The sequence below is a fragment of the Corynebacterium tuberculostearicum genome, from assembly GCF_046097255.1.
Taxonomy (GTDB): domain Bacteria; phylum Actinomycetota; class Actinomycetes; order Mycobacteriales; family Mycobacteriaceae; genus Corynebacterium; species Corynebacterium tuberculostearicum_J.
Genome location: NZ_CP175770.1, coordinates 373776 through 392966 on the forward strand (window position 1 = coordinate 373776; position 19191 = coordinate 392966).

22 protein-coding genes and 2 tRNA genes are annotated in these 19191 nt (G+C 60.7%); 10 read left to right on the top strand and 14 right to left on the bottom strand.

The window, feature by feature from the left end; translation table 11 throughout:
• On the top strand, positions 1-1029 hold the full coding sequence (locus ACKFRY_RS01935) for a prephenate dehydrogenase (protein ID WP_408923074.1): 1029 nt from the start codon (positions 1-3) through the stop codon (positions 1027-1029).
• Here ACKFRY_RS01935 and ACKFRY_RS01940 read toward each other — a convergent pair.
• The 10 genes from ACKFRY_RS01940 to ACKFRY_RS01985 all read right to left on the bottom strand — a co-directional run bounded on the left by ACKFRY_RS01940 (position 1026) and on the right by ACKFRY_RS01985 (position 10253).
• Positions 1026-2072 (bottom strand): trypsin-like serine protease, encoded by a 1047-nt coding sequence (locus ACKFRY_RS01940; protein ID WP_408923075.1) that lies wholly within the window; start codon positions 2070-2072, stop codon positions 1026-1028. The genes ACKFRY_RS01935 and ACKFRY_RS01940 overlap by 4 nt on opposite strands.
• A gap of 2 nt (positions 2073-2074) precedes the next feature.
• On the bottom strand, positions 2075-2938 hold the full coding sequence (locus ACKFRY_RS01945; protein WP_408923076.1) for a DUF418 domain-containing protein: 864 nt from the start codon (positions 2936-2938) through the stop codon (positions 2075-2077).
• 252 nt (positions 2939-3190) lie between these two features.
• Entirely contained in the window at positions 3191-3382 is a 192-nt protein-coding gene (locus tag ACKFRY_RS01950; RefSeq protein WP_005323180.1) for a hypothetical protein, read from the bottom strand.
• Between the two features lie 57 nt (positions 3383-3439).
• Entirely contained in the window at positions 3440-5077 is a 1638-nt protein-coding gene (locus ACKFRY_RS01955) for an IS30 family transposase (protein WP_179386291.1), read from the bottom strand.
• A 92-nt stretch (positions 5078-5169) separates the two neighbouring features.
• A tRNA-Arg gene (locus ACKFRY_RS01960) sits at positions 5170-5242 on the bottom strand.
• Between the two features lie 231 nt (positions 5243-5473).
• The gene (locus ACKFRY_RS01965; protein ID WP_408923077.1) at positions 5474-7048 is read right to left on the bottom strand and encodes an SLC13 family permease; all 1575 of its coding nucleotides are present in this window, start codon (positions 7046-7048) and stop codon (positions 5474-5476) included.
• A gap of 260 nt (positions 7049-7308) precedes the next feature.
• Positions 7309-8673, bottom strand: a complete 1365-nt coding sequence (mgtE, locus tag ACKFRY_RS01970; RefSeq protein WP_408923078.1) for a magnesium transporter — start codon at positions 8671-8673, stop codon at positions 7309-7311.
• 92 nt (positions 8674-8765) lie between these two features.
• On the bottom strand, positions 8766-9545 hold the full coding sequence (locus tag ACKFRY_RS01975) for an LppP/LprE family lipoprotein (protein ID WP_250413159.1): 780 nt from the start codon (positions 9543-9545) through the stop codon (positions 8766-8768).
• Between the two features lie 44 nt (positions 9546-9589).
• On the bottom strand, positions 9590-9898 hold the full coding sequence (locus ACKFRY_RS01980; RefSeq protein ID WP_150851118.1) for a DUF202 domain-containing protein: 309 nt from the start codon (positions 9896-9898) through the stop codon (positions 9590-9592).
• Positions 9891-10253, bottom strand: a complete 363-nt coding sequence (locus ACKFRY_RS01985) for a YidH family protein (protein WP_236882844.1) — start codon at positions 10251-10253, stop codon at positions 9891-9893. The genes ACKFRY_RS01980 and ACKFRY_RS01985 overlap by 8 nt, the downstream gene beginning before the upstream one ends.
• Positions 10254-10366: 113 nt before the next feature.
• Here ACKFRY_RS01985 and ACKFRY_RS01990 point away from each other — a divergent pair, with 113 nt between their 5' ends.
• From ACKFRY_RS01990 to ACKFRY_RS02000, 3 genes are all read left to right on the top strand, one after another.
• Positions 10367-11104 (top strand): hypothetical protein, encoded by a 738-nt coding sequence (locus tag ACKFRY_RS01990; protein WP_005329725.1) that lies wholly within the window; start codon positions 10367-10369, stop codon positions 11102-11104.
• 64 nt (positions 11105-11168) lie between these two features.
• Entirely contained in the window at positions 11169-11552 is a 384-nt protein-coding gene (locus ACKFRY_RS01995) for an NUDIX domain-containing protein (protein ID WP_005323190.1), read from the top strand.
• Between the two features lie 80 nt (positions 11553-11632).
• Complete coding sequence (locus ACKFRY_RS02000; RefSeq protein ID WP_034668758.1) at positions 11633-11857, top strand: hypothetical protein; 225 nt, start codon at positions 11633-11635, stop codon at positions 11855-11857.
• Between the two features lie 80 nt (positions 11858-11937).
• Here the strand turns inward: ACKFRY_RS02000 and ACKFRY_RS02005 are convergent.
• Positions 11938-12026, bottom strand: a tRNA-Ser gene (locus tag ACKFRY_RS02005).
• Positions 12027-12134: 108 nt separating this feature from the next.
• Between ACKFRY_RS02005 and hisC the strand changes: the two genes are divergently transcribed.
• Positions 12135-13187, top strand: coding sequence for a histidinol-phosphate transaminase (gene hisC, locus ACKFRY_RS02010; protein WP_200436051.1), 1053 nt, complete (start codon positions 12135-12137; stop codon positions 13185-13187).
• On the top strand, positions 13188-13580 hold the full coding sequence (locus ACKFRY_RS02015) for a phage holin family protein (RefSeq protein ID WP_005323193.1): 393 nt from the start codon (positions 13188-13190) through the stop codon (positions 13578-13580).
• Here ACKFRY_RS02015 and ACKFRY_RS02020 read toward each other — a convergent pair.
• Entirely contained in the window at positions 13577-13837 is a 261-nt protein-coding gene (locus tag ACKFRY_RS02020) for a MoaD/ThiS family protein (protein WP_005329732.1), read from the bottom strand. The two genes, ACKFRY_RS02015 and ACKFRY_RS02020, sit on opposite strands and share 4 nt — an antisense overlap.
• 59 nt (positions 13838-13896) lie before the next feature.
• Here ACKFRY_RS02020 and ACKFRY_RS02025 point away from each other — a divergent pair, with 59 nt between their 5' ends.
• The 4 genes from ACKFRY_RS02025 to ACKFRY_RS02040 are packed head-to-tail and all read left to right on the top strand — an operon-like array spanning position 13897 to position 16955.
• Complete coding sequence (locus ACKFRY_RS02025; protein WP_005329733.1) at positions 13897-15033, top strand: molybdopterin molybdotransferase MoeA; 1137 nt, start codon at positions 13897-13899, stop codon at positions 15031-15033.
• Positions 15030-15509, top strand: a complete 480-nt coding sequence (locus ACKFRY_RS02030; protein ID WP_005323196.1) for a MogA/MoaB family molybdenum cofactor biosynthesis protein — start codon at positions 15030-15032, stop codon at positions 15507-15509. The genes ACKFRY_RS02025 and ACKFRY_RS02030 overlap by 4 nt, the downstream gene beginning before the upstream one ends.
• On the top strand, positions 15499-15960 hold the full coding sequence (locus ACKFRY_RS02035; protein ID WP_005323197.1) for a molybdenum cofactor biosynthesis protein MoaE: 462 nt from the start codon (positions 15499-15501) through the stop codon (positions 15958-15960). The genes ACKFRY_RS02030 and ACKFRY_RS02035 overlap by 11 nt, the downstream gene beginning before the upstream one ends.
• Positions 15957-16955, top strand: a complete 999-nt coding sequence (locus ACKFRY_RS02040; RefSeq protein WP_200436050.1) for a ThiF family adenylyltransferase — start codon at positions 15957-15959, stop codon at positions 16953-16955. The genes ACKFRY_RS02035 and ACKFRY_RS02040 overlap by 4 nt, the downstream gene beginning before the upstream one ends.
• 27 nt (positions 16956-16982) lie before the next feature.
• Here the strand turns inward: ACKFRY_RS02040 and ACKFRY_RS02045 are convergent, their stop codons facing one another.
• Together ACKFRY_RS02045 and ACKFRY_RS02050 are read right to left on the bottom strand one after the other, a co-directional pair.
• Positions 16983-17243: a hypothetical protein gene (locus tag ACKFRY_RS02045; RefSeq protein WP_408923079.1), complete on the bottom strand. Its 261-nt coding sequence runs from the start codon at positions 17241-17243 to the stop codon at positions 16983-16985.
• 203 nt (positions 17244-17446) lie between these two features.
• Positions 17447-18952, bottom strand: a complete 1506-nt coding sequence (locus ACKFRY_RS02050) for a hypothetical protein (protein ID WP_408923080.1) — start codon at positions 18950-18952, stop codon at positions 17447-17449.
• Positions 18953-19191 lie beyond the last annotated feature (239 nt).

Consider the following 19191-nt stretch of genomic DNA (forward strand, 5'->3'; position numbering starts at 1 on the left):
GTGAGTTCTCAAGATGTTCAACGCCCTATCTGCATTATTGGCCTCGGCCTCATCGGCGGCTCTTTGCTGCGCGATCTCGCCGGATACAATCACCCCGTTTTTGGATACAACCACTCCACTTCTGGCGCCCGCACTGCAGTAAAGCAGGGTTTTGACGTCACCGATGATCTTCCGACGATTTTGACCCGCGCGGAGACGGAGAACGCGCTCATTGTCATAGCCGTGCCTATGGGCGCGGTGGGCGAGGTGCTCGACGCTATTCAGGAGCACGCGCCGAGCTGCGGTATTACGGACGTCGTTTCCGTTAAGACGGCCGTGCGCCAGCAGGTACTGGAGCGCGGTATGGAGTCGCGCTATGTGGGCGGCCACCCGATGGCGGGCACGTCCAAGTCCGGTTGGGATAACTCGCAGAAGGACCTGTTCCGCCGCGCGGCGTGGGGCATTACCTATGACTACGCCGCCGAGTGTGAGGCGCGCGGGGAAAAGATTCCGAAGCAGTGGATTGAGACCTTCACCGAGGTCGTGCGCATGACCCAGATGGTGCACGCAGAGGCGGTGCCTATCCGCGTGGCTAATCACGATGCCGCGGTGGCGCGCATTTCCCACCTGCCACACGTCTTTGCGGAGATCCTCGCCGTGGTCGGCGATAATGGCGGAATCCTGGCACAGTCCCTGTCTGCCGGTTCTTTCAAGGACGCTACCCGCGTGGCCGGCACGCACCCAGAGCTGGTACAGCAGATGTGCGAGACCAATGCGCCGGCGTTGGTGGAAGCATTGGACGAAGCCTTGGACTTGCTGCGCGATGCCCGCGAGAAGCTCGACTCCCCCGAACCTTCCATCGCTGAGCTTTCCGACGCCGGCTATCGCGCCCGCACCCGCATCGATGCCCGCTCCGGCGCGCGCAAGGAATCGGTTTCCCCGGTCAAGATTTCTTCCCGCCCGGTGCTGCGCCTGCATCCAGGCGGCCCGAAGTGGGTGGCGCAGCTACGCCAGTCCGAGTCCCTGGGCGGACGCATCGAGATTTTCTAGCCCTTGCGGCTGCGGTTGCGCAGGCGGGGAATCCGCGCCAGCACCGCGGCGGCGATCAGGCCGATGGCGGCTATGCCCGCATAGAGCCCCGCACGATCTGCACTGGTCTGCGGGGTTTTCGGCGGTTCAGGGGTGGTCTTAGCGGAGAGGATGGCGTCTTTATCGCGGCCGCTCACCACGCCTTCTATCCAGTCCTTGGTACCGGCCAGCGTGGTGATTGCCGCGCTTGGCGAGGGCAAGTCCGGATCCCCATTCGCCGTTCCCGCGGTGGCCAAGCCGGCAAGCTTTCCGTCGACGAAGAAGGGACCGCCGGAGTCGCCGCCCTGCATGCCGGCGCGGCCGGTGGAGTGCACATCGAGGATCGCGCTTTCGATCAGCGGCATCGCTTCGCCGGCCGGTACGCTTTCTGCCCCCTCTGGTGCGCTGAGCCCCGGCATGGCCTCGGCCGCGGGAACACTTTCACCGCCAGCGGCATCCTCGGCAGCAACTTCGGCGCCATCCTCGGCGACCCCTTCGGCAGCGTCTGCGGCACCTGGTTCAGGGGAGTTAGCGGATCCGGCAGGGCCGGCGCCGAGGAGCTCGGCCACTTCCATCTCCGCCTGCGGCAGCTGGCCGCGACGCGCCATCGAGGAACTGCTGCTCCAGCCGTAAAGCGTGCCGCGCTGGCCGGGTTCTGGCACGTGAGTGGAAATCTCGGCCGGGGTGGTGTCGGTGACGGGGGCGGTGAGGTGGAGAAGGGCGGCGTCGGAAAGCGGGGATAGCGCCCACGAATCTGCATCGTAGGTGGTGCCATTGATGCGGGCCTGCGTGCCTTCGTTGTTGACGGACTCGAGGCAGTGGCGGGCGGTGAGCACCCACTGGGCGGCCACCAGGGTGCCGGTGCAATCGCCGAAGCTGCCCACGCGCCCGATTTTCAATTGCGCCACGGTGCGAGCCTCCGCCGAGTCTGGGGCCGGCTCGCCGTGCTCGAGGGCGCTGGCAGGGGTAGTGGTTAATGCCACGATGCCCGCAGTAAGCAGGGCGGGGAAGATTTTGTGCTGCATGATTAGTCCTTCTTTCCGGCAGGAACGGCGATGGCGATGGTCTTAGCGACGGCCCATTCGGCCGGCCCCTTCCCTATCAGGCGGCGCCATAGGCTCGCGAGGACGAGGAAGAGGGCGATAAACGCGCAGGCCCAGCCGGTATTGTGGAGGGAGACGTGGCTCTGCCAGTAGTAAGCGGTGAGCACATGCAGGATGTAGATGCTCAGCGACATTGCCCCCAGCGCAGCAAAGGGATACGCCAGCTTAGGCACCACTCGACCGATAAGCAGGCATAAGTGCAGGACGATGGCGGCGACGGCGATGGATAGGACAATCTCTCCAAGCACGCCGGTGTGGCCGGTAAAACGCAGCCAGCCTGGCATATCCGGGGTAAAGCGGAAGTAAAAGCCGGCTGCCGCAACGGCCGCCGCGATGCCGGTGGACACCCACTGGGCAGCGGCACGAGAGCTGCGGATATAGACCTCATAGAGCAGCATGCCAGCAAGGAAATAGGCACAATAGGCCAGCAGCGGATAGACCTGCGGAAGGGTCAGCGGCGCATATTTTATGGTCGCGGCGGCGGTGGCAGCGGCGAGGAGCAGGAGCTTCCACCACCAGCGCAGCGGCGGGACCCAGGACACGAGGATCATCGTGATGCCGATGACCACGAGGACGATTTGAATCTCACCGCCCACGGGCAGGAGGGCGAGACCGATAATCGTAATTATGCAGCCGCGGGCGATGATGCGCAGGAACGTCGTCGCCGTGAAATCGCGGGAAATAAGCATCAACGTGACGCCGGCTAGAACGGCGAATAGTGCGGCGGGCAGGCCATTTAAAATGACCTTGGTATGCCACACCAAGGAGGCCATATGCAGAACTATCATGCCGATAATCGCAAGTGAACGGGCTATATCGAGCCCTACAATGCGCGAGGGTGCTAACACCTAGCGTTCTCCTTCAAGACGGAGGGGAACGCGTCGCCGCACTCCCCTTGTTAATAAAGACTTTCTTTTTCTACTAAGTCTGTCTGGAAGGTTGCTGCGAATATTTTATACTTGTCCTGCATTTTATAAGTGGATTGCGTGAGACTTGTGCCTGACTTATGCGGGTGCCGTGAGGAGCGGCGTGGTGCGGACCTAGTCGCGGAAGGAACTATCGCGGCGCTTGCGCGAACGAGAAGGATCGGCGGCCAGTTTTAGGAGCGGGGTTGCAGCGACCCCAATGCCTAGGCCAACCAGGAAGAGCCAGAAAATGCCGGACCCCAGCCATAGCATGAGGCCAAGGATGACACCGGCGATGAGGCCGGAGACGAGGGCGGAAGACTTCATAGATCGAGACCTGGGTGGGACGGGGGCGGATTCTAGGGGTCGTTGCAACGATGATGGTTAGTTTGGTTTGATGCTACCGGTTTGTGTGAGGGCGTTGGTCATGACTTCGGCTGGGGTGCGCCAGTTGAGTGCTTTGCGTGGTTTGTGGTTGTGAATGTTGGCGATCATTTCTAGGTCCTCGGCGCTGTAGATGGACAGGTCGCTGTTTTTGGGAAGGTTTCTTCTGAGCCTGCCGTTGGTGTTTTCGTTGCTGCCGCGTTCCCATGGTGATCCTGGATGGCAGAAGTAGATGGGAATGTCAGTGGCCATGGTAAAAGCTTTATGACCAGCCATTTCGCTTCCTTGGTCCCAGGTAATTGATGACCAGATAGCTTTATCGATTCCTGTAACTGCCTTGTGCAGGGCTGTGAATACTTCTTTGCTGGTATGCCTTCCCGGTAAGTGGCCAAGGACAACAAATCGGCTGACGCGTTCTACTAGCGTGATTACCGCTGATTGGTTGTTTTTACCGAGGATGAGGTCGCCTTCCCAGTGGCCTGGCAAAATACGTTCACTTACCTCATCTGGCCGGTCGTCTATGAGGATCATGTCGTCGACGAAGCGTTGCTGGGCAGGTGTGCTGGAGCGGGTTTGGCGTTTCTTGCGTTTCTTTCTACCGGTCGGCAAGTCCAGGCCAAGGTCTTTGAGTCTTCCTTTGGCCTGCAGGTAAAAGGCGTCATAAATCGTTTCGTGACTAATGCGCATGTCCTTATCAGTGGGGTAGTCGATGGGCAGGCGATTAGAAATCTCCTCAGGTGACCATTGTGCCCGCAATTGTGCGCATACATAGTCCCATAGTCTTTTGTTGGCTAGTAGTTTCGGTATTTTCGGCCGCAACCTCCGCGCACAGGCCTTTAACTGGGCTGTTTCTGCACGATACGGGCCTTGAGCACTGTGGTTTCTGCGTACTTCACGCTGAATTGACGATGCACTTCGCCCTAAACGGCGCCCAATCTCACGCAGTGGCACATCTTCGCGGAGAAGATCGGCGATGATGACGCGTTCTTCGAAGCAAATGTAGCGATTGCTGATGCGTTTATACGGATCTACCCCGCTAGGTAAGGCGGGAGGGGCAAGCCTTCCGGATTCGATGACATCATGGCGTTGGCGCAGCGCTTTCATAAGTCTGTTATACGTGCTGGCGTCTTCGCCGACGGGTATGAACTCTTCTCGTCGACCCTGGGATTTGGTGAGTCCTTTTTCGAAATCTAAACGCAGTCGACGATCAATTCCTACTGCCGTGCCAGCATCACCACCAGGCAGGCTCGCCAGCCGAAGGCGCAGGTATTCCACTCTTAACTGCGTCTGGCGGACTTTCCGAGCATACTGACTTAACCGGATATGGCACCCAGCTTCCGTAGCTACGGCATACGCAGCGGTAAGATGCATCCCACATCTTTTAGCAGCTTGGCGTACCGACAGTCCGCTTCGGACTAGCTCTACAAGCTGGACAGCCTGGCTGCCGCGGCGATCAACTCGTTTGGCTTTATACACGACTGGCAATCCAAAGGCATGGCAAAAATTCAAAGCATGCCCGTAATGACAGCCAAGCTCACCAGCCGCCGAACGGACACTACGCCCACTGCCAACCAAGGCAACTAAGCCACGACGATCCGATTCAGACAACGAATGAAACGGGCCAACAACCCCAGACACAACAACACCCTCCTAAGGGAAAGTGTTGCAACGACCCTCTGAACTCAAGGGGCTGAGATACAAGAAAAGCCGCCCGAAGGCGGCTGATTTTGTGCGCCCGGAGGGATTCGAACCCCCAACCTTCTGATCCGTAGTCAGATGCTCTATCCGTTGAGCTACGGGCGCAGACCGTTGGTAAGCAGTGCGTGTGCTCTGCTGTGCAACGAGAATTTACTATACCCACGGTACGGAAAACTAACAAATCGCCTGTTCACCCGGTGTTTACCTGGCTGGAATGAGGGCGGTTAGGATCGGTTTTCCCGCTATCTAAAAATTCAGCCAGCACAGTAACGGATGTAGCCATTCCCTAATGACGCTGGTGCTCTTTAGGGAATGGCTACGGACTCCGCTCTGGAACTAGATGGACAGGCCGAAGATTGGCACTGCCAGCAAGTACACCGTCAGGGTGATGAGGACGATGCCGATGATATTGAGACCAAGGCCACCCTTGATCATCTCGCCAATCTTGACGTAGCCAGAGCCATAGGCAATGGCGTTCGGCGGGGTGGCAACTGGGAGCATGAATGCGCAGGTTGCCGCGAGGGCCACCGGAATGGTGAGGAGAAGGACGTTGATATCGCCATCGGCAGTAAGCCCCACACCCACGGCGACGCCACCCATAATCGGAATAAACGTAGCCGCCGTCGCCGTATTGGAGGTGATCTCCGTCAGGAAGAGCACCAGCGCAGCCACGGCAGAGACGATGAGGACAACCGGCAGGACGCTAAGCCCCTTGGCCATCTCACCAATCCACAGGGACAGGCCGGAGGAATTAAAGACCGAGGACAGCGATAGGCCGCCGCCGAAGAGCAGGAGGACGTCCCACGGCATTTCATTGGCCGTCTTCCAGTCCAGCAAGCGGATACGGCGCTGGTTGTCCGCGGGCAGGATAAAGAGCAAGATGCCGGCGGCGATGCCCACGATTGCATCGTCATAGTTCTCAAATTCCTTCAGGACCAGCGGCAGGGTAACCCAGGCTGCGGCGGCAAGGACGAAGATGATGCCGGTCATGATCTGGGGGCGGGTCCAGGGGCCGAGGGCCTCAATTTCATCGTTAATAAGCTCGCGGCCGCCTGGAATATCCTTCATCTCCGGCTTGAAAATGGTGATAAGCAGGGCCCAGGCAATTAGCAAGAAGATTGCCGCAAGCGGCACACCGACCGCCATCCACCGGCCGAAGCCGAGGGTAACGCCCCAGGTATCGGCCATATATGCATTGAGGAAGGCATTCGGCGGGGTGCCGATGAGCGTACCCAGCGAACCGATGGAAGCGGAGTAGGCAATACCCAGCATCAGCGCAGTGGCAAACTTCTTTTGCTTCTCCCAGCCGCCTACGGTTTCCGCGGTAAGCGCGAGCACCGAGGTACCGATCGGCAGCATCACCACGGCCGTAGCGGTATTAGATACCCACATGGACAAAAAGCCGGTAGCCAGCATGAATCCCAAGATCAGGCGCTTGGGCGAGGTGCCGATGATCTTCACCACGTACAGCGCTAGGCGGCGGTGCAAGTTCCAGCGCTGTAGAGCAAGCGCAATAAGGAAGCCACCCATGAACAAGAAAATGGTGGCGGACGCGTATGGGGCGCCTACTTCTTTAATCGTGCCCACACCGGAGAGCGGGAAGATGACCAGCGGCAGCAGCGCGGTGGCGGCGAGCGGAATGGCCTCGGTCATCCACCACACGCCCATCAAGATGGTTACGGCAGCGACGGTGCGGATGGCGCTGAGCGTGTACTCGGCTTCCGTATCTGCACCCGCGGATCCCTGTACGGTCTCGATCGCATTCGAGGGGAAGATAAAGAAGACCAGTACGGCCAAACCCAAGCCGATGAAAAGGCCGATGAACTGGCGGCGCCACTCGCTGCGCGGCGCCCCGGGGGCCTCGTCACCTTCGGTGTGGGCGGTAGATTCGTGAGTATGCGGGGTGGTCATACCGCGCGCTCCTTCACATAGAGAGGATTGTGCTGTGGGATATGCTCCGTATTTCCCAGTTTATTAGCTAGGCCGAGGCAGCAGACCGAAAGTTATCCAGTTCACTGCGAAGCATGCACTGACCATACAAAACATGTGACGCAGAAACCATATCCCGCCACACGCAGCCACCCCCGCACCCCCGTAGAGCACACACTGCACCTGCCCGAAACCGGAAATGACCCCACCACTTCCCTACCCCCGAACCGTAGGGAGGCGCGCTAGATACCCAGCACGGTCTTGGCAATCAGGAAGTAGATAATCAGGCCCGTGGCATCACAGAAAGTAGAAATGAAGGGGTTGGAAAAGACCGCCGGATCGGCGCCGATGGTCTTAGCCACGATGGGCATAAGCCCGCCCACGGTCGCGGAAATGGAACAGATCAAAAACAGCGTCGAGCCGATGACGAGGCCGATGCTTAGGCCATAAACCAGGGTGGCCAGCGCCAGGCCAGCTAGTCCCAGCACAGCGCCGAGCAGCATGCCGACGCGCAGCTCGCGCCACATGACGGCGAGGAGATCGCGCGTGCGGACGTCGCCCAGCGCCAAGGCACGCGTCACCGTGGTCGCCGCCTGGTTGCCGGTATTTCCACCGGTACCGGTCAGCAGCGGAATAAAGAGCGACAGGACCACGGCCTTGGCCAGTGTGCCTTCAAAGGAATCCAACACCTGCACCGTCAGCAGCGCAGAGACAGCCAGCACGAGCAGCCACACGATGCGCGAGCGCACCAGCTTGAGCAGCGGCGTGGACAGGTACGGCTGTTGGAGGGCCTCGGTACCGCCGGCGCGAGCGGAGTCCTCGCTATCTTCTTCCTCTACGATATCGGTGGCATCATCCCACGTCAGCAGGCCGACAAGGCGGTGCGACTCATCCACAACGGGCAGCGCCAGCATATCCAGCGGCAGGAACCACCGCGCGGTTTCCTCCGCATCATCGCCGGCCTGGGCAAAGACGGGTTCCTGCATAATATCGGCCATGGTGAGTGCGGCATCGGCAGTAAAAATCTCGCGCAGGCTGACCACGCCTACCAAGCGCCGGTCCTCGCGGGTAATGGGCACGGTATAGATGGTCTCTAGCTCGTGTGCGGTTTCCCGCAGCTTGTACAGGGCATCCCGCACGCTCATCTCTGGGTGGATGACGGGAACCTCGGGCGACATGCGGCGGCCCACCGATCCCTTGTCATAGCCCAGCACCACGCCCGTGACATCACGCTTGGATTGCGTCAGCGAGCGCAGCAGGCGGTCCGCAATTTCCGCGGGCAGCTCATCCAACAAGGCCACGCGGTCTTCTGGGTCGAGCTCATCAAAGAACTCATAGACATCGGAATTTCCCAGTTCATCGATGATATCCGCCTGGTGCTTGGCATCGAGGGCATCAAAGACGGCGATCGACTTTTGGCGCGGCAACAGGCGCAGGGCCAGCGCCGCGCGGATGGCATTTTGCCGCTCGACGACGGCGATAAGATCCTGCAGCGGCACCCTACCCAAAAGTTCTTGCAGGCGCGGGGCCTTCTGTGGATCGATGGCGTCTTCTTGCTTCAGCCACGCTTCGACGATATCGCTAGCCTGCTCGGTGGTCTCCGCCATCGCGCTGCCCCTGCCTTTCTTTCCTCTGGGATTGAGCTCCCTGAGTATTAATTACAGCCCATTTAGACTACGCCATACTGCAGGGAATGCCGCTAGCTGGCAACCTGCCGGTGACCGGTTACCTCAAGGTGCGGCGTATCCCCGTCCAGCGTGAGGTTTCCGGTGAATTCTTGGGTAGCGCAGCAGGCTGGGTCATCGTCAGCATAGGCACGCCAGGTAACGGTGACCGTGTCTTTGGTCCACTGCAGCTGCTGGATATGCCCGCGCGCTGGTGGCATTCCCTCGCGCTCCCAATCATCCACCTTGGTGATGTAGTTCAGATCGTTGTCATAGATAAGCAGGTTATCCGGCCATCCCGTACCGCCCTGATTACAGACGTAGGTAATGACGGCTTCGTCCCTGCCATCGCCGTTGATATCCGCGTAGGCGCCCTTTGGCGTATCGTCCTGATTCAGCTTCAGGCCCGCCGCGGCGACGTCAAAGAGCATCCCGGTCTTAAGATGCTGTGGCAGCTGGCCGCCTTCCAAGTTGCCCGCTTGGTTATTGCACAACGCCGGAACCCACAGGGAATCGAGGGCCTCTACCGGGATGATTTTATTTTCCCCGCCGCCCTCGGCGTCCTTGTCTGCATCGTTTTCATCTTTATCCGCTGCGGCTTTGGTGGTGGTTTCTTCTGCCGGGGAGTCCGTGGCCGAGGACTGAGACTCGGCCTCTGTTTCAGACGCGGCCGCCGCAGAGGAGCTCGGGGCAGTGCCGGTGAAATTCGGCTTATCCGCGGCCTCGGTGGAGTCAGTGGAATTGGAACAGCCGCTCAAGGCGGCAACGGCGGTCACCGCGAGGACGGCAAGAGGGAGAGATAGGGGTTTAGACATAGGCATAATATACAGCGCTGCGGCTTCCCGAGCTGGGCGAAAACCTAGGAGAAAAGCCCCCAGAGCGCGAAGGCAGCCAGCAGGGACACGAGCCCCGCGGTGCTCGCAAGGATGATGGCGTGAGGGAGGGAACGGTGGGTGGACAAGGCGGCGTCGACAAGCGAGGCACGCTGCCACACCGCCAAGGCCAATGCCAATACGCCCGCAGCGATAAAGACCAACGGCAAGAAGACGTGCACGCTTACCGCCCGCATAACCCCCAGCACCACCAAAGACAACGCCAAAAGGGTGCGCTGCCACGATAGGCGGGTGCGTTCGGGCTGCAGGCCGGGATCAAAAAGTGGGCTAGCCAAGGAATTCGCCTACTACGAGCGCACCCGCGACCACCACGATCGCCACGACGAGCACCGGGATGGCAAAGCTAAAGGGCAACGGGCGTTCCTCGCGCATCGCGCGTTCGGACTGCTTCCAGTGCACCCATGCCACCAGCGGCAGAATAATAGCGACGACCAGCATGAATACCGACACCGCAGAGCGCAATTCGGCCGGCAGGGGAACGTCAAAGGCCTCGAGCGCCACGCCGCCAGCAATCAACGCCAAGGAGGTGCGGATCCAAGCCAAGAACGTGCGCTCATTAGCGAGCGTGAAACGCGGATCAGGGTCGGTGCCAACCGCAAACACCGAGCGGGGAAACCTCGAGTCACTCATGTCCACCACCTTATATTCATTTTCGGTTTGAGTCCCAATAAAGGCGCACTGCGCAGCATCCTCCCGTATTCTCAACAGTGCAGGCCAGCCCCTACGCGAAGGAGCACCTCGCTATGTACCTGCCCCAAAGCCCCCTGCAATTCGATACCTCGCCGGGCCTGCGCTTCGCGCGTGCCGCCCGCATCGCGGGCGTACACAAACCACACCCACACCCCAAACGCTCGGCCCTGCGTGAGGCCATTGCCGCCGCCGGTCCGGCGCCCGGACGCAATGCCTCCCTATCCCTCTTTATGGTCGTAGGGATGGTCTTCGGGCTAACTGGCATCCTCACCTCCGCTTTTCCTCTGGTGCTGCTGGCTGCCCGTGCGCCCCTTATTGGATTCTCCTTGCTCGGGATAATCCTTTGTGCAGCTATCTGGGGTATCCGCCGCGCATTGTCGTACCGCAAGCGAATCCAGCAGGCCTGGGATAATAACTGGCTAGTCTTCTACCCGGCCCTAGTAGGAAACCTGGTCAAACGCGGTTCCGAAACCAGCAACGGCAAGACCACCTATATGTACAGCACCTGCCTCATGGTGCTGCGCCCCGATGGCGGCACCGACATAGTAGAAGGCCTGAGCGCCACGGGCCTGCCGAGTCCCGCTCAATTGGAAAGCTCCGGCACCTGCCTAGCTGGCCACCCGGATGAGCTACGCGTGGATTTTGAACATAATAATGGCTGGACCCTCTACGCGGTGATAGACGGCGCCCCGATCGATTCCGGCACCATCGGCCATGGCTTAACCCACGAACAGATTGCCGCCGCCCTTACCGTAGCTGAACGCGACTGGGTGCCCCGCTTCATGAATTAAGGAGCACCACCAGGCACCACATCTAAGTTCACCGCCTGCACGCCGCGAGGTTATAGTCGGGCCCATGATTGAAGTTGCTGCCGTAGTTTTCCGCAATTCCTTGGGGCATGTTCTCACCGTACGCAAGGAATCCTCCACCAAGTTCCAGTTACCTGGAGGCAAGCTTGAGGCTGGCGAAACCCCCGCACAGGCCGCAGCCCGCGAGGTCGCAGAGGAAATCGGTGTGGAGGTCCGTCTCCCGGAGCTTTCCCCGCTCGGAACCTTCGACGCGCCGGCCGCCAACGAACCCGGAGAAACCGTGCGCGGACGCATCTTTACCTATCCGCGCCCCGTCCTTGCCCGCGCTGCCGCAGAAATTGCCGAAATCGCGTGGGTAGACCCGACCAACCCGGATCGCGAGCTCGCCCATCTCTTGCGTGACGAGGTCTTTCCTGCCCTAGAATCCTAAGGCCCCGCTTAGTCTCTTGGGAATTTCCTATTGCGGCTCTTAAGAGGGCAACCTAGAGTTATTTTCATCAGAATTGAGTGATGAAAGGACTGACCCCCATGCCGCAGCAATCCACACCGGGACCTATCGTGACGATTACTTTCCTCGCCCTAGGAGTCATTAGCTCTGTTATCGCCATTCTCATGGTGCCTGCCCTCTTCCACGAGGTCACTTCCCTACGCGCTGCGGCTTTTACCGGAAGCTTCATCTTCGGCGTTGGCATGCTCACGCTCTTCCGCCGCTGCGCCAAGTACCAGCGCAAATAGCAGATTTCTCCGCTGCACGGAGCCGACGAGAATAGAAAACGCGAATTAAAAAATCCCGAGCGCGCTCGCTCGGGATTAGATGGCGGAGATGAGAGGATTCGAACCTCCGGACCCCAGAAGGGTCAACTCCTTAGCAGGGAGCCCCATTCGGCCGCTCTGGCACATCTCCACGGTTCACAAGGAACCTCGTTTGAGAATACCTGCCTGCCCCGCCGCTGCCAAACTAGCCCCCTGCTTTCCCGCCCGCAGCAAAGGCGCAGGCCCTAAAGTGGGAGGCATGATTCGCCCAGACCTGAAAGCCATCCCCGCCTACGTCGCCGGTGCGCGCAACGATGACGCGCTCAAGCTCTCCTCTAACGAGGCCGCGCACCCGCCGCTGCCGGAGGCGGCCGCGGCCATGGCGGAGGCCGTGACGAAGGCCAACCGTTACCCGGATATTGCGGCCACCGCGCTGCGCGAGGACCTCGCCGCGCACCTAGGTGTGGATCCCGAGCAGGTAGCGGTGGGCACCGGATCGTCGGCGCTGTGCCAACAGTTGGTAGAAATTGCCGCTACCCCTGGTGAAGAAGTCCTCTTCCCGTGGCGCTCCTTCGAGGCCTACCCCATCTTCGCCCAGGTAGTCGGCGCCCACCCCATCCCGGTTCCGCTAGGTGCAGACCAGCGCGTGGATCTACCGGCAATGGCGCACAAGATTACGGACAAGACCCGGCTTATCTTCGTGTGCAACCCCAATAACCCGTCCGGCACCACGGTGACCAAGGACGAGTTCGCCGCTTTCATGGATGCCGTGCCTGCCGACGTCCTCGTTGCCCTCGACGAGGCCTATATCGAATACAACCGCGCCACCAACATTCCGCTGGGTACGGAGCTAGTGGGCACCTATCCCAACCTGGTGTGCCTGCGCACCTTCTCAAAGGCTTATGGCCTGGCCGGGGTGCGCATCGGTTATGCCTTTGGCCCGGAAAATATTATTGAGGCCCTCAATAAGGTGGCCATCCCCTTTTCCGCCAGCACCGTGGCGCAGGTTGGCGCCCGCGCAGCCCTGGCAGCGCAGGATTCGCTGCGGGAGCGCACTGATGAGGCCGTCGCCCAGCGCGAGCGCCTAGAAGAAGCCTTGCAGGACTGGGGAGTGCCGCATTCCGAGGCAAACCATGTCTGGCTGCCGGCCGCGAATCTGGCCCGCCTTGGTACCCCGCAGGAAGTGGCCGCTCGCCTGGCCGAACGCGGCGTGCTCGTGCGCGCGTTTAGCGAAGGCATACGCATTACCGTGACCACCGAAGAAGAAACCGACACCCTGCTGCAGGCGTGGAACGCAACCATAGGAGGCTAAATGCGCTCACTCATCAACTTTGCCCTGAATGTCTTTGCCATCGCGGTGGCGCTGTGGGCGGTAGTTGCCGTCATTCCCGGCATCACCATCACCCCAGCAGAGACCGGCAACTTCATCGCCATCGCCATCGTCTTCATCATTATTAATGCCGTGGTCATGCCGGTCCTGCGCGTCCTCGGCGCGCCGCTGACCTGCCTGACGCTCGGACTTTTCTCCCTCGTCATCAACGGCGCCGCGCTCATCATCGTGGAGTGGACGCTCAATTCCCTGGACCTGGGAATCGGCCACCTCGTCATCGACTCCTGGGGCGCCGCGATCATCGGCGCCATCGTGCTGTCCATAGTCAGCAGCGTCATCAACTTCTTTACTAGCCCGCTGCGGCAGCGCGACTAGCCGCCCGCAAACGGCGGCAGGACGTCCACCCGGGTAACACCAGCCAGCGGGGAATCCATGGCGGTGTTCCCGGCGCCGTCGATAAGAAAGCTACAGCGCCCCAAGACCTCTTTCAGGCTCATGCCGGCCTCGGTGGTGCCGGTATGCTCCTCGCTCAGCTGCGCCACCAGATCACCCAAGGTGGCGGGGGCTTCTACCTGCTCAGAAGCCACGCCCGCAGCGGCGCGGGCGGCGGCGAAATAGTGAACGGTCAACATGCCCTCTACTATGCCCCGCACGCCCATGCCATGTCGAGACCGCGGGTAAACTAGCCGCCATGCGCACACCCGAGACTCACGCGCGCGAGGTCGCAGCGGCCCTGCCCGCACGCCAAGCCACCACCGTGCCCCTCACCCAGGCGCAGGATATGGTTCTAGCTGCAGACATACACGCCGGCTTCCCCTCCCCTCGCTTTGATAACTCCCAGATGGATGGCTACGCCCTCCCGCAGTGCGCGGCCGGGACCTACCCGGTGGGCCCCACCATCGCGGCCGGCACGGAGCCCGCCCAGGTACTCGACGGCCCGCTTGCCAGCGCCTGCCCCATCATGACCGGCGCCAAGGTGCCGGATGGAACTGCAGCAATCGTGCCCATCGAGCGCTGCGAACCACAAGAATTCCTCTCCCCGGGCGGCCGCATCACCGTGCCAAAGACGTCGCCAGGCCAATTCATCCGCCGCACCGGCTCGGACCTGGAAGAAAGCGCCCTCCTCGCCGCCCGCGGCGATAAGCTCACGCCGGTGCGCTTGGCCGCCCTCGCTTCCCAAGGAATCGACGAGGTAGAGGTCTACCGCCCCGCCCGCATCCTCATCTGCACCGGCGGCGCGGAAATCGGCCACGGCAGCGCCGCCATTCCGGATGCCAATGCGCCACTCTTAACGGCAATGGCCCGCCGCGCCGGCATCGACGTCGCGGGCTATATCACTACCGACGATGACCCGCAGGCCCTAGAACTAGCCTTCACAGAAGCCATCGCGCAGCACCGCCCGGACGCCATCATTACCTCAGGCGGAATCTCCGCCGGGAAATTTGAAGTAGTCCGCCAGGTGCTCGATGGCTGGTTCGGCCATGTGGACCAGCAACCCGGTGGCCCGCAGGGCATCGCCACTTTCCACAACACCCCAGTGATCTGCTTGCCCGGAAACCCCATTTCCACGTTGGTAAGTTTCCGCCTCTTCGTCGCGCCTGCGCTCGGCTGGGCACCAGAGCCTTTCCACGTCCCCCTGGCCGCGGGCATCGAGGGCCTCCCGCACAAGGACCAATTTCGCCGCGGGCGCGTCGATTCCCACGCCCATATCCTCGGTGGTGCCAGCTCCCACCTGCTCGCCCAAGCGGCAGACGCCACCCATCTCATCCGCATCCCTGCCGGTCAACGCCTTGAAGAAGGCCAGGAAGTGGAGGTTTACCCACTATGAGCGCACAGCGCACCGCCATCGTCATCGTCGCCTCTACTCGCGCCGCCGCGGGCATCTACGACGATCGCTCCGGCCCCATCGCGGTGGATTTCTTGCGCCGCAAGGGCTTTGACTGTCCCGACGCACGCATCGTCCCCGATGCCGAAATCGCCGCCGCCGTTGCCGCCGCCTTCGCCGAAAAGCCCGCGGTCATCCTGACCTCCGGCGGCACCGGGCTGACGCACGATGACCGCACGGTAGAGGCCGTCGCCCCACATATCACCCGCGAGCTGCCCGGCATAGCGGTGGCCTTCTGGCAGAAGGGATTGGAAAGCGTACCCACCGCGGTAGCCTCCCGCGCCATCGCCGGCGTCAATGACTCCACCTTTGCCATGACGCTTCCCGGTTCCACCGGCGGGGTAAAAGACGGCTGCGCGGTTTTGGAAGAATTAATCGTTCCGATCGTCGATATGTTAGAAGGAAAACATGAGCACTGATCCCTCCTATGTGGCCGAGCAAACCGGTTGCACCATTGGCACGCTTCTGAGCGATCAACCCCTTGAATCCCTCCTTGCCGCTGCCAAGGAAGAGGCCGCCACTGCCGCCATGGGTGCCGTCGTCACTTTTGAGGGCATCGTCCGCGATCACGATGGCGGCCGGCCGAATGTCACCCTTCTTTCCTATAGCGCCCACCCATCCGCGCCGGAGAAGCTACAAGAAGTCACCGATTCCGTCGCTGCCAACCACCCAGTGCGCCTGTGGGCCGCCCACCGCACGGGGGATCTCAAGGTCGGCGACCTCGCCTTTGCCGTAGTAGCGGCCGCCGCGCACCGCGGCGATGCCTTCCGGGCCGCCGAGGAATGCGCCGATCGGGTCAAGGCGGAAGTCCCCATCTGGAAGGAACAAAGCCACGGCGATGGCTCCACCAATTGGGTGGGCCTGGAATGAGCATCCGCTATGCCCGCCAGGAAGCGCTCTGGGGCGAGGAAGGCCAGCGCAAGCTCAGCGACGCGCACGTAGCGGTCATCGGCGCCGGTGGCCTGGGATCCCCGGCCCTGCTTTACCTCGCCGGCGCGGGGGTGGGCCGCATTTCGCTTTTCGACGACGACGTGGTCTCCCCCTCCAACCTGCACCGCCAAGTCATCCACACCACCGCCGCCATCGGCACACCGAAGACCGATTCCGCCGCGGCCGCCGTCCGCGCACTCAATCCAGAGGTGGACATCACCTGCCACGGCCGCCTCGAATCGGCGACGGCGATGAAACAATTGCGCGGCTGCGATCTCATCCTCGATGGCACCGATAATTTCGACGCCCGCTACCTCAGCTCCTGGGCCGCCCACGAGCTCGGCATCCCGCACGTATGGGCCTCCATCCTCGGCTTCGATGCCCAGCTCAGCGTTTTCTGGTCCGGCCACGGCCCCGTCTACGAGGATGTCTTTCCTACAGCTCCCGCACCCGGCGAGGTTCCCTCCTGCTCGCAGGCCGGAGTCTTAGGCCCAGTGGTCGGCGTTGTCGGCTCAGCCATGGCGCTCGAAGCCCTCAAACTCATCACCGGCGTAGGCACCCCACTCATCGGCACGCTCGGCTACTTCGACGCCCTATCGGGTACCTGGGAATACATTCCCCTCCAGTCCACCGGCGCGCAACCAACCCAGCCTGCCGACGCCCCCGAGGTCCGCGAGATTCCCCCACACGCCCCGCTTATCGACGTCCGCACCTCCCCCGAGCGTGCCCAATCCGCAATCCCCAATTCCACGCACTTTGAACTCGACCGCATTCTCGCCGGCGAAGATCCCGACATCGAACCAGATGCTGCGGCCGTTATCTACTGCGCCAGTGGCATCCGCTCCGCCCAGGCCGTCGATGTCCTCCGCAAGCGCGGCTTCCCCCACGTCGTGTCCTTGCGCGGCGGCATCAATTCCTGGCTCGAGCAGCAGTAACCGAATGCCCCTTGGCAAGACCGCAGCCTAACGGTCGATTTTGGTCTTATGTTCCTTATTCCTCGCAAAAAGGAACCATACGAGTGGCCCGAGGAACGGGTAGGCAAACGCCGCCATCGCCAGCAATATCTTGACGCCTCCGCTATATCCCGAACGGATGATGGAAATGAGAGAGGCCACCCAAAAGACCAACAAGGCGATGACGATGACGGCTCCTAGCCCGCTCCATAGCCAGTCATACGATGCCGGTATCTGGTCCTCGGCCAAGTAGGAAATATAATTTGTCATAATCGCCTCAAGGTTAAGGGTGTTTGCAAGTCCGTAACTCAAGGTAGGAGATCAATGTAAACGCTTTATGGCTCCTGACTTAATTTTCACTGTCTCCCGGCACATCCGTCCCAAAACGTGAGTAGGCACCCTACCGAATCGGTAGGGTGCCTCAATACTGCACTCCCTCACTCAGAAGCTAAAAGCTTCTATGCTCCTTTAACTTAGAAAGGAAGCTTAGGCAGCTGCGGCAGCTGCAGGTTCAGCTGCTTGCCCAGGAACGGGAAGATAGCTGCTACAGCACCCAGCACGCCGAGGACGATGCCTGCGATGCCCAGCGGGGACAGCTTGGAGGACTTGTCCTTCGGGTCCTTGTTCGGGTTCTCAGTCTGCTCATTGTCTGCAGGGGTCTCAGGGGTCTCAGAGGTCTCAGGAGCCTCAGTAGCGTCCTCTTCCTGCTCCTTCTCCGCAGCCTCCAGCTCGGCAGCAATCTGCTTGGTAACCTCGTTGTCCTTGTTCAGGACAAGCTTGAGTGCCTCTTCCCACTCAACAGCGCTGAAGGAGTTTGCGTAAGCGTTGGTCTTGGTAGCGGTGCGCATTGCGTCAAAGGCCTTAGCCTCGCCGTCTTCCTTAGCGCCGTCGAAGTTGTCCAGGTCACCGTTCCAGCCGTCCAGCAGGTTCTTTTCGGTGTTGCTCAGGGACTGTGCGTAGTCGGTGGTGTTCTTGTTCAGGGTAGGAAGAACGTTCCAGTAAGCCTGACGCAGAGTGATGTCCTTGCCGTCGATGGTGATGTTGCGGTCAGCATCGGACTCGCGCAGCTCAATCACGCGGGTCAGTACGGTGAAGCGTGCCTCGTACAGGCGCAGTACGTGAACCTGAGCGCGTGCCCGATCAAGCAGTGCCTGGCGAACCAGAACGTCGGACTTCTGAGACTCGCGGGTGGCGTCCTTCGCAGCAGCAGTTGCCTGCTCGACAGCTGCCTGAGCATCTTCAACCTTCTTCAGCTGAGCCTTGGTGGTTGCGATGAGGTCCTCAAGCGGTGCGAGGTAGGAACGCGGAATGAAGTTGTTCTCAGCCTGATCAGCATCGCGCTCACCAGCGTGGTCGTATGCGTCTTCGTAGGTCTTGAGTGCAGCCTTGATTTCCTTAACGGAAGCTGGGGATGGAGCCTGCAGGTCAGCCAGGCCACCCTTGCGGCCCTCAACGTTTACTGCATCCACCTTGGCAGAGATGGCTGCTGCAGCAGCAGACTGTGCAGCGTTCAGTTCAGCCTTCTTGTTGTCAACGTTCTTCCAAGCAGCGTCAGCAGCGTCGTCCTTCTGCTTTGCGAACTTCACAGCAGCGCGTGCGTCCTGCACGTTCTTGCGAGCCTTAGCCAGCTCCTGGGTAGCTACCTCGCCCTGCTTCTTGAAGTCACCGTAGGTAGCTTCCTCAGATGGGTCGATGCCATCTTCAGCGTCCTGCAGAACTTCGTCGATGATCTGATCCAGCTGAGCGTGACCATCGATGTAGTCCTTGGTAGCGCCGGTAGCCTTCAGCAGAGCTGCCTCGGTGTTGTCGATAGCCTTGACCTCTTCAGCCGCAGAGTTGTCAGCCTCGTTGAAGCCCTCGCCCTGGGTCTGAGCGACTACGTTGTCTTCTGCGAAAGCAGGAACAGCCAGACCGGAGACACCGGTAGCAACTGCAACAGCGCCGGCAAGAGCGGCGGTACGAACACGGTTCTTGAACATATTTTCCCCTAAAGAGATTTGAGTTTGGGTCAGTGAGAATTATCTTTTCGATAACCGTCGTGTAGGGCGACGCGAGCGATGTTCCAACGAATGAACTTCTCATTCTCAACATTTAGTGCAGCTTTTGTCGCTGGAAATGACACTATCCAACAAGCAAGCTCGCTTCCAGCCCAATCCAATCGCGTTGGCAGGTAATTTTCAGGCAATCCAGACTGGAAATCCTCCATTTTTGCTGGTCA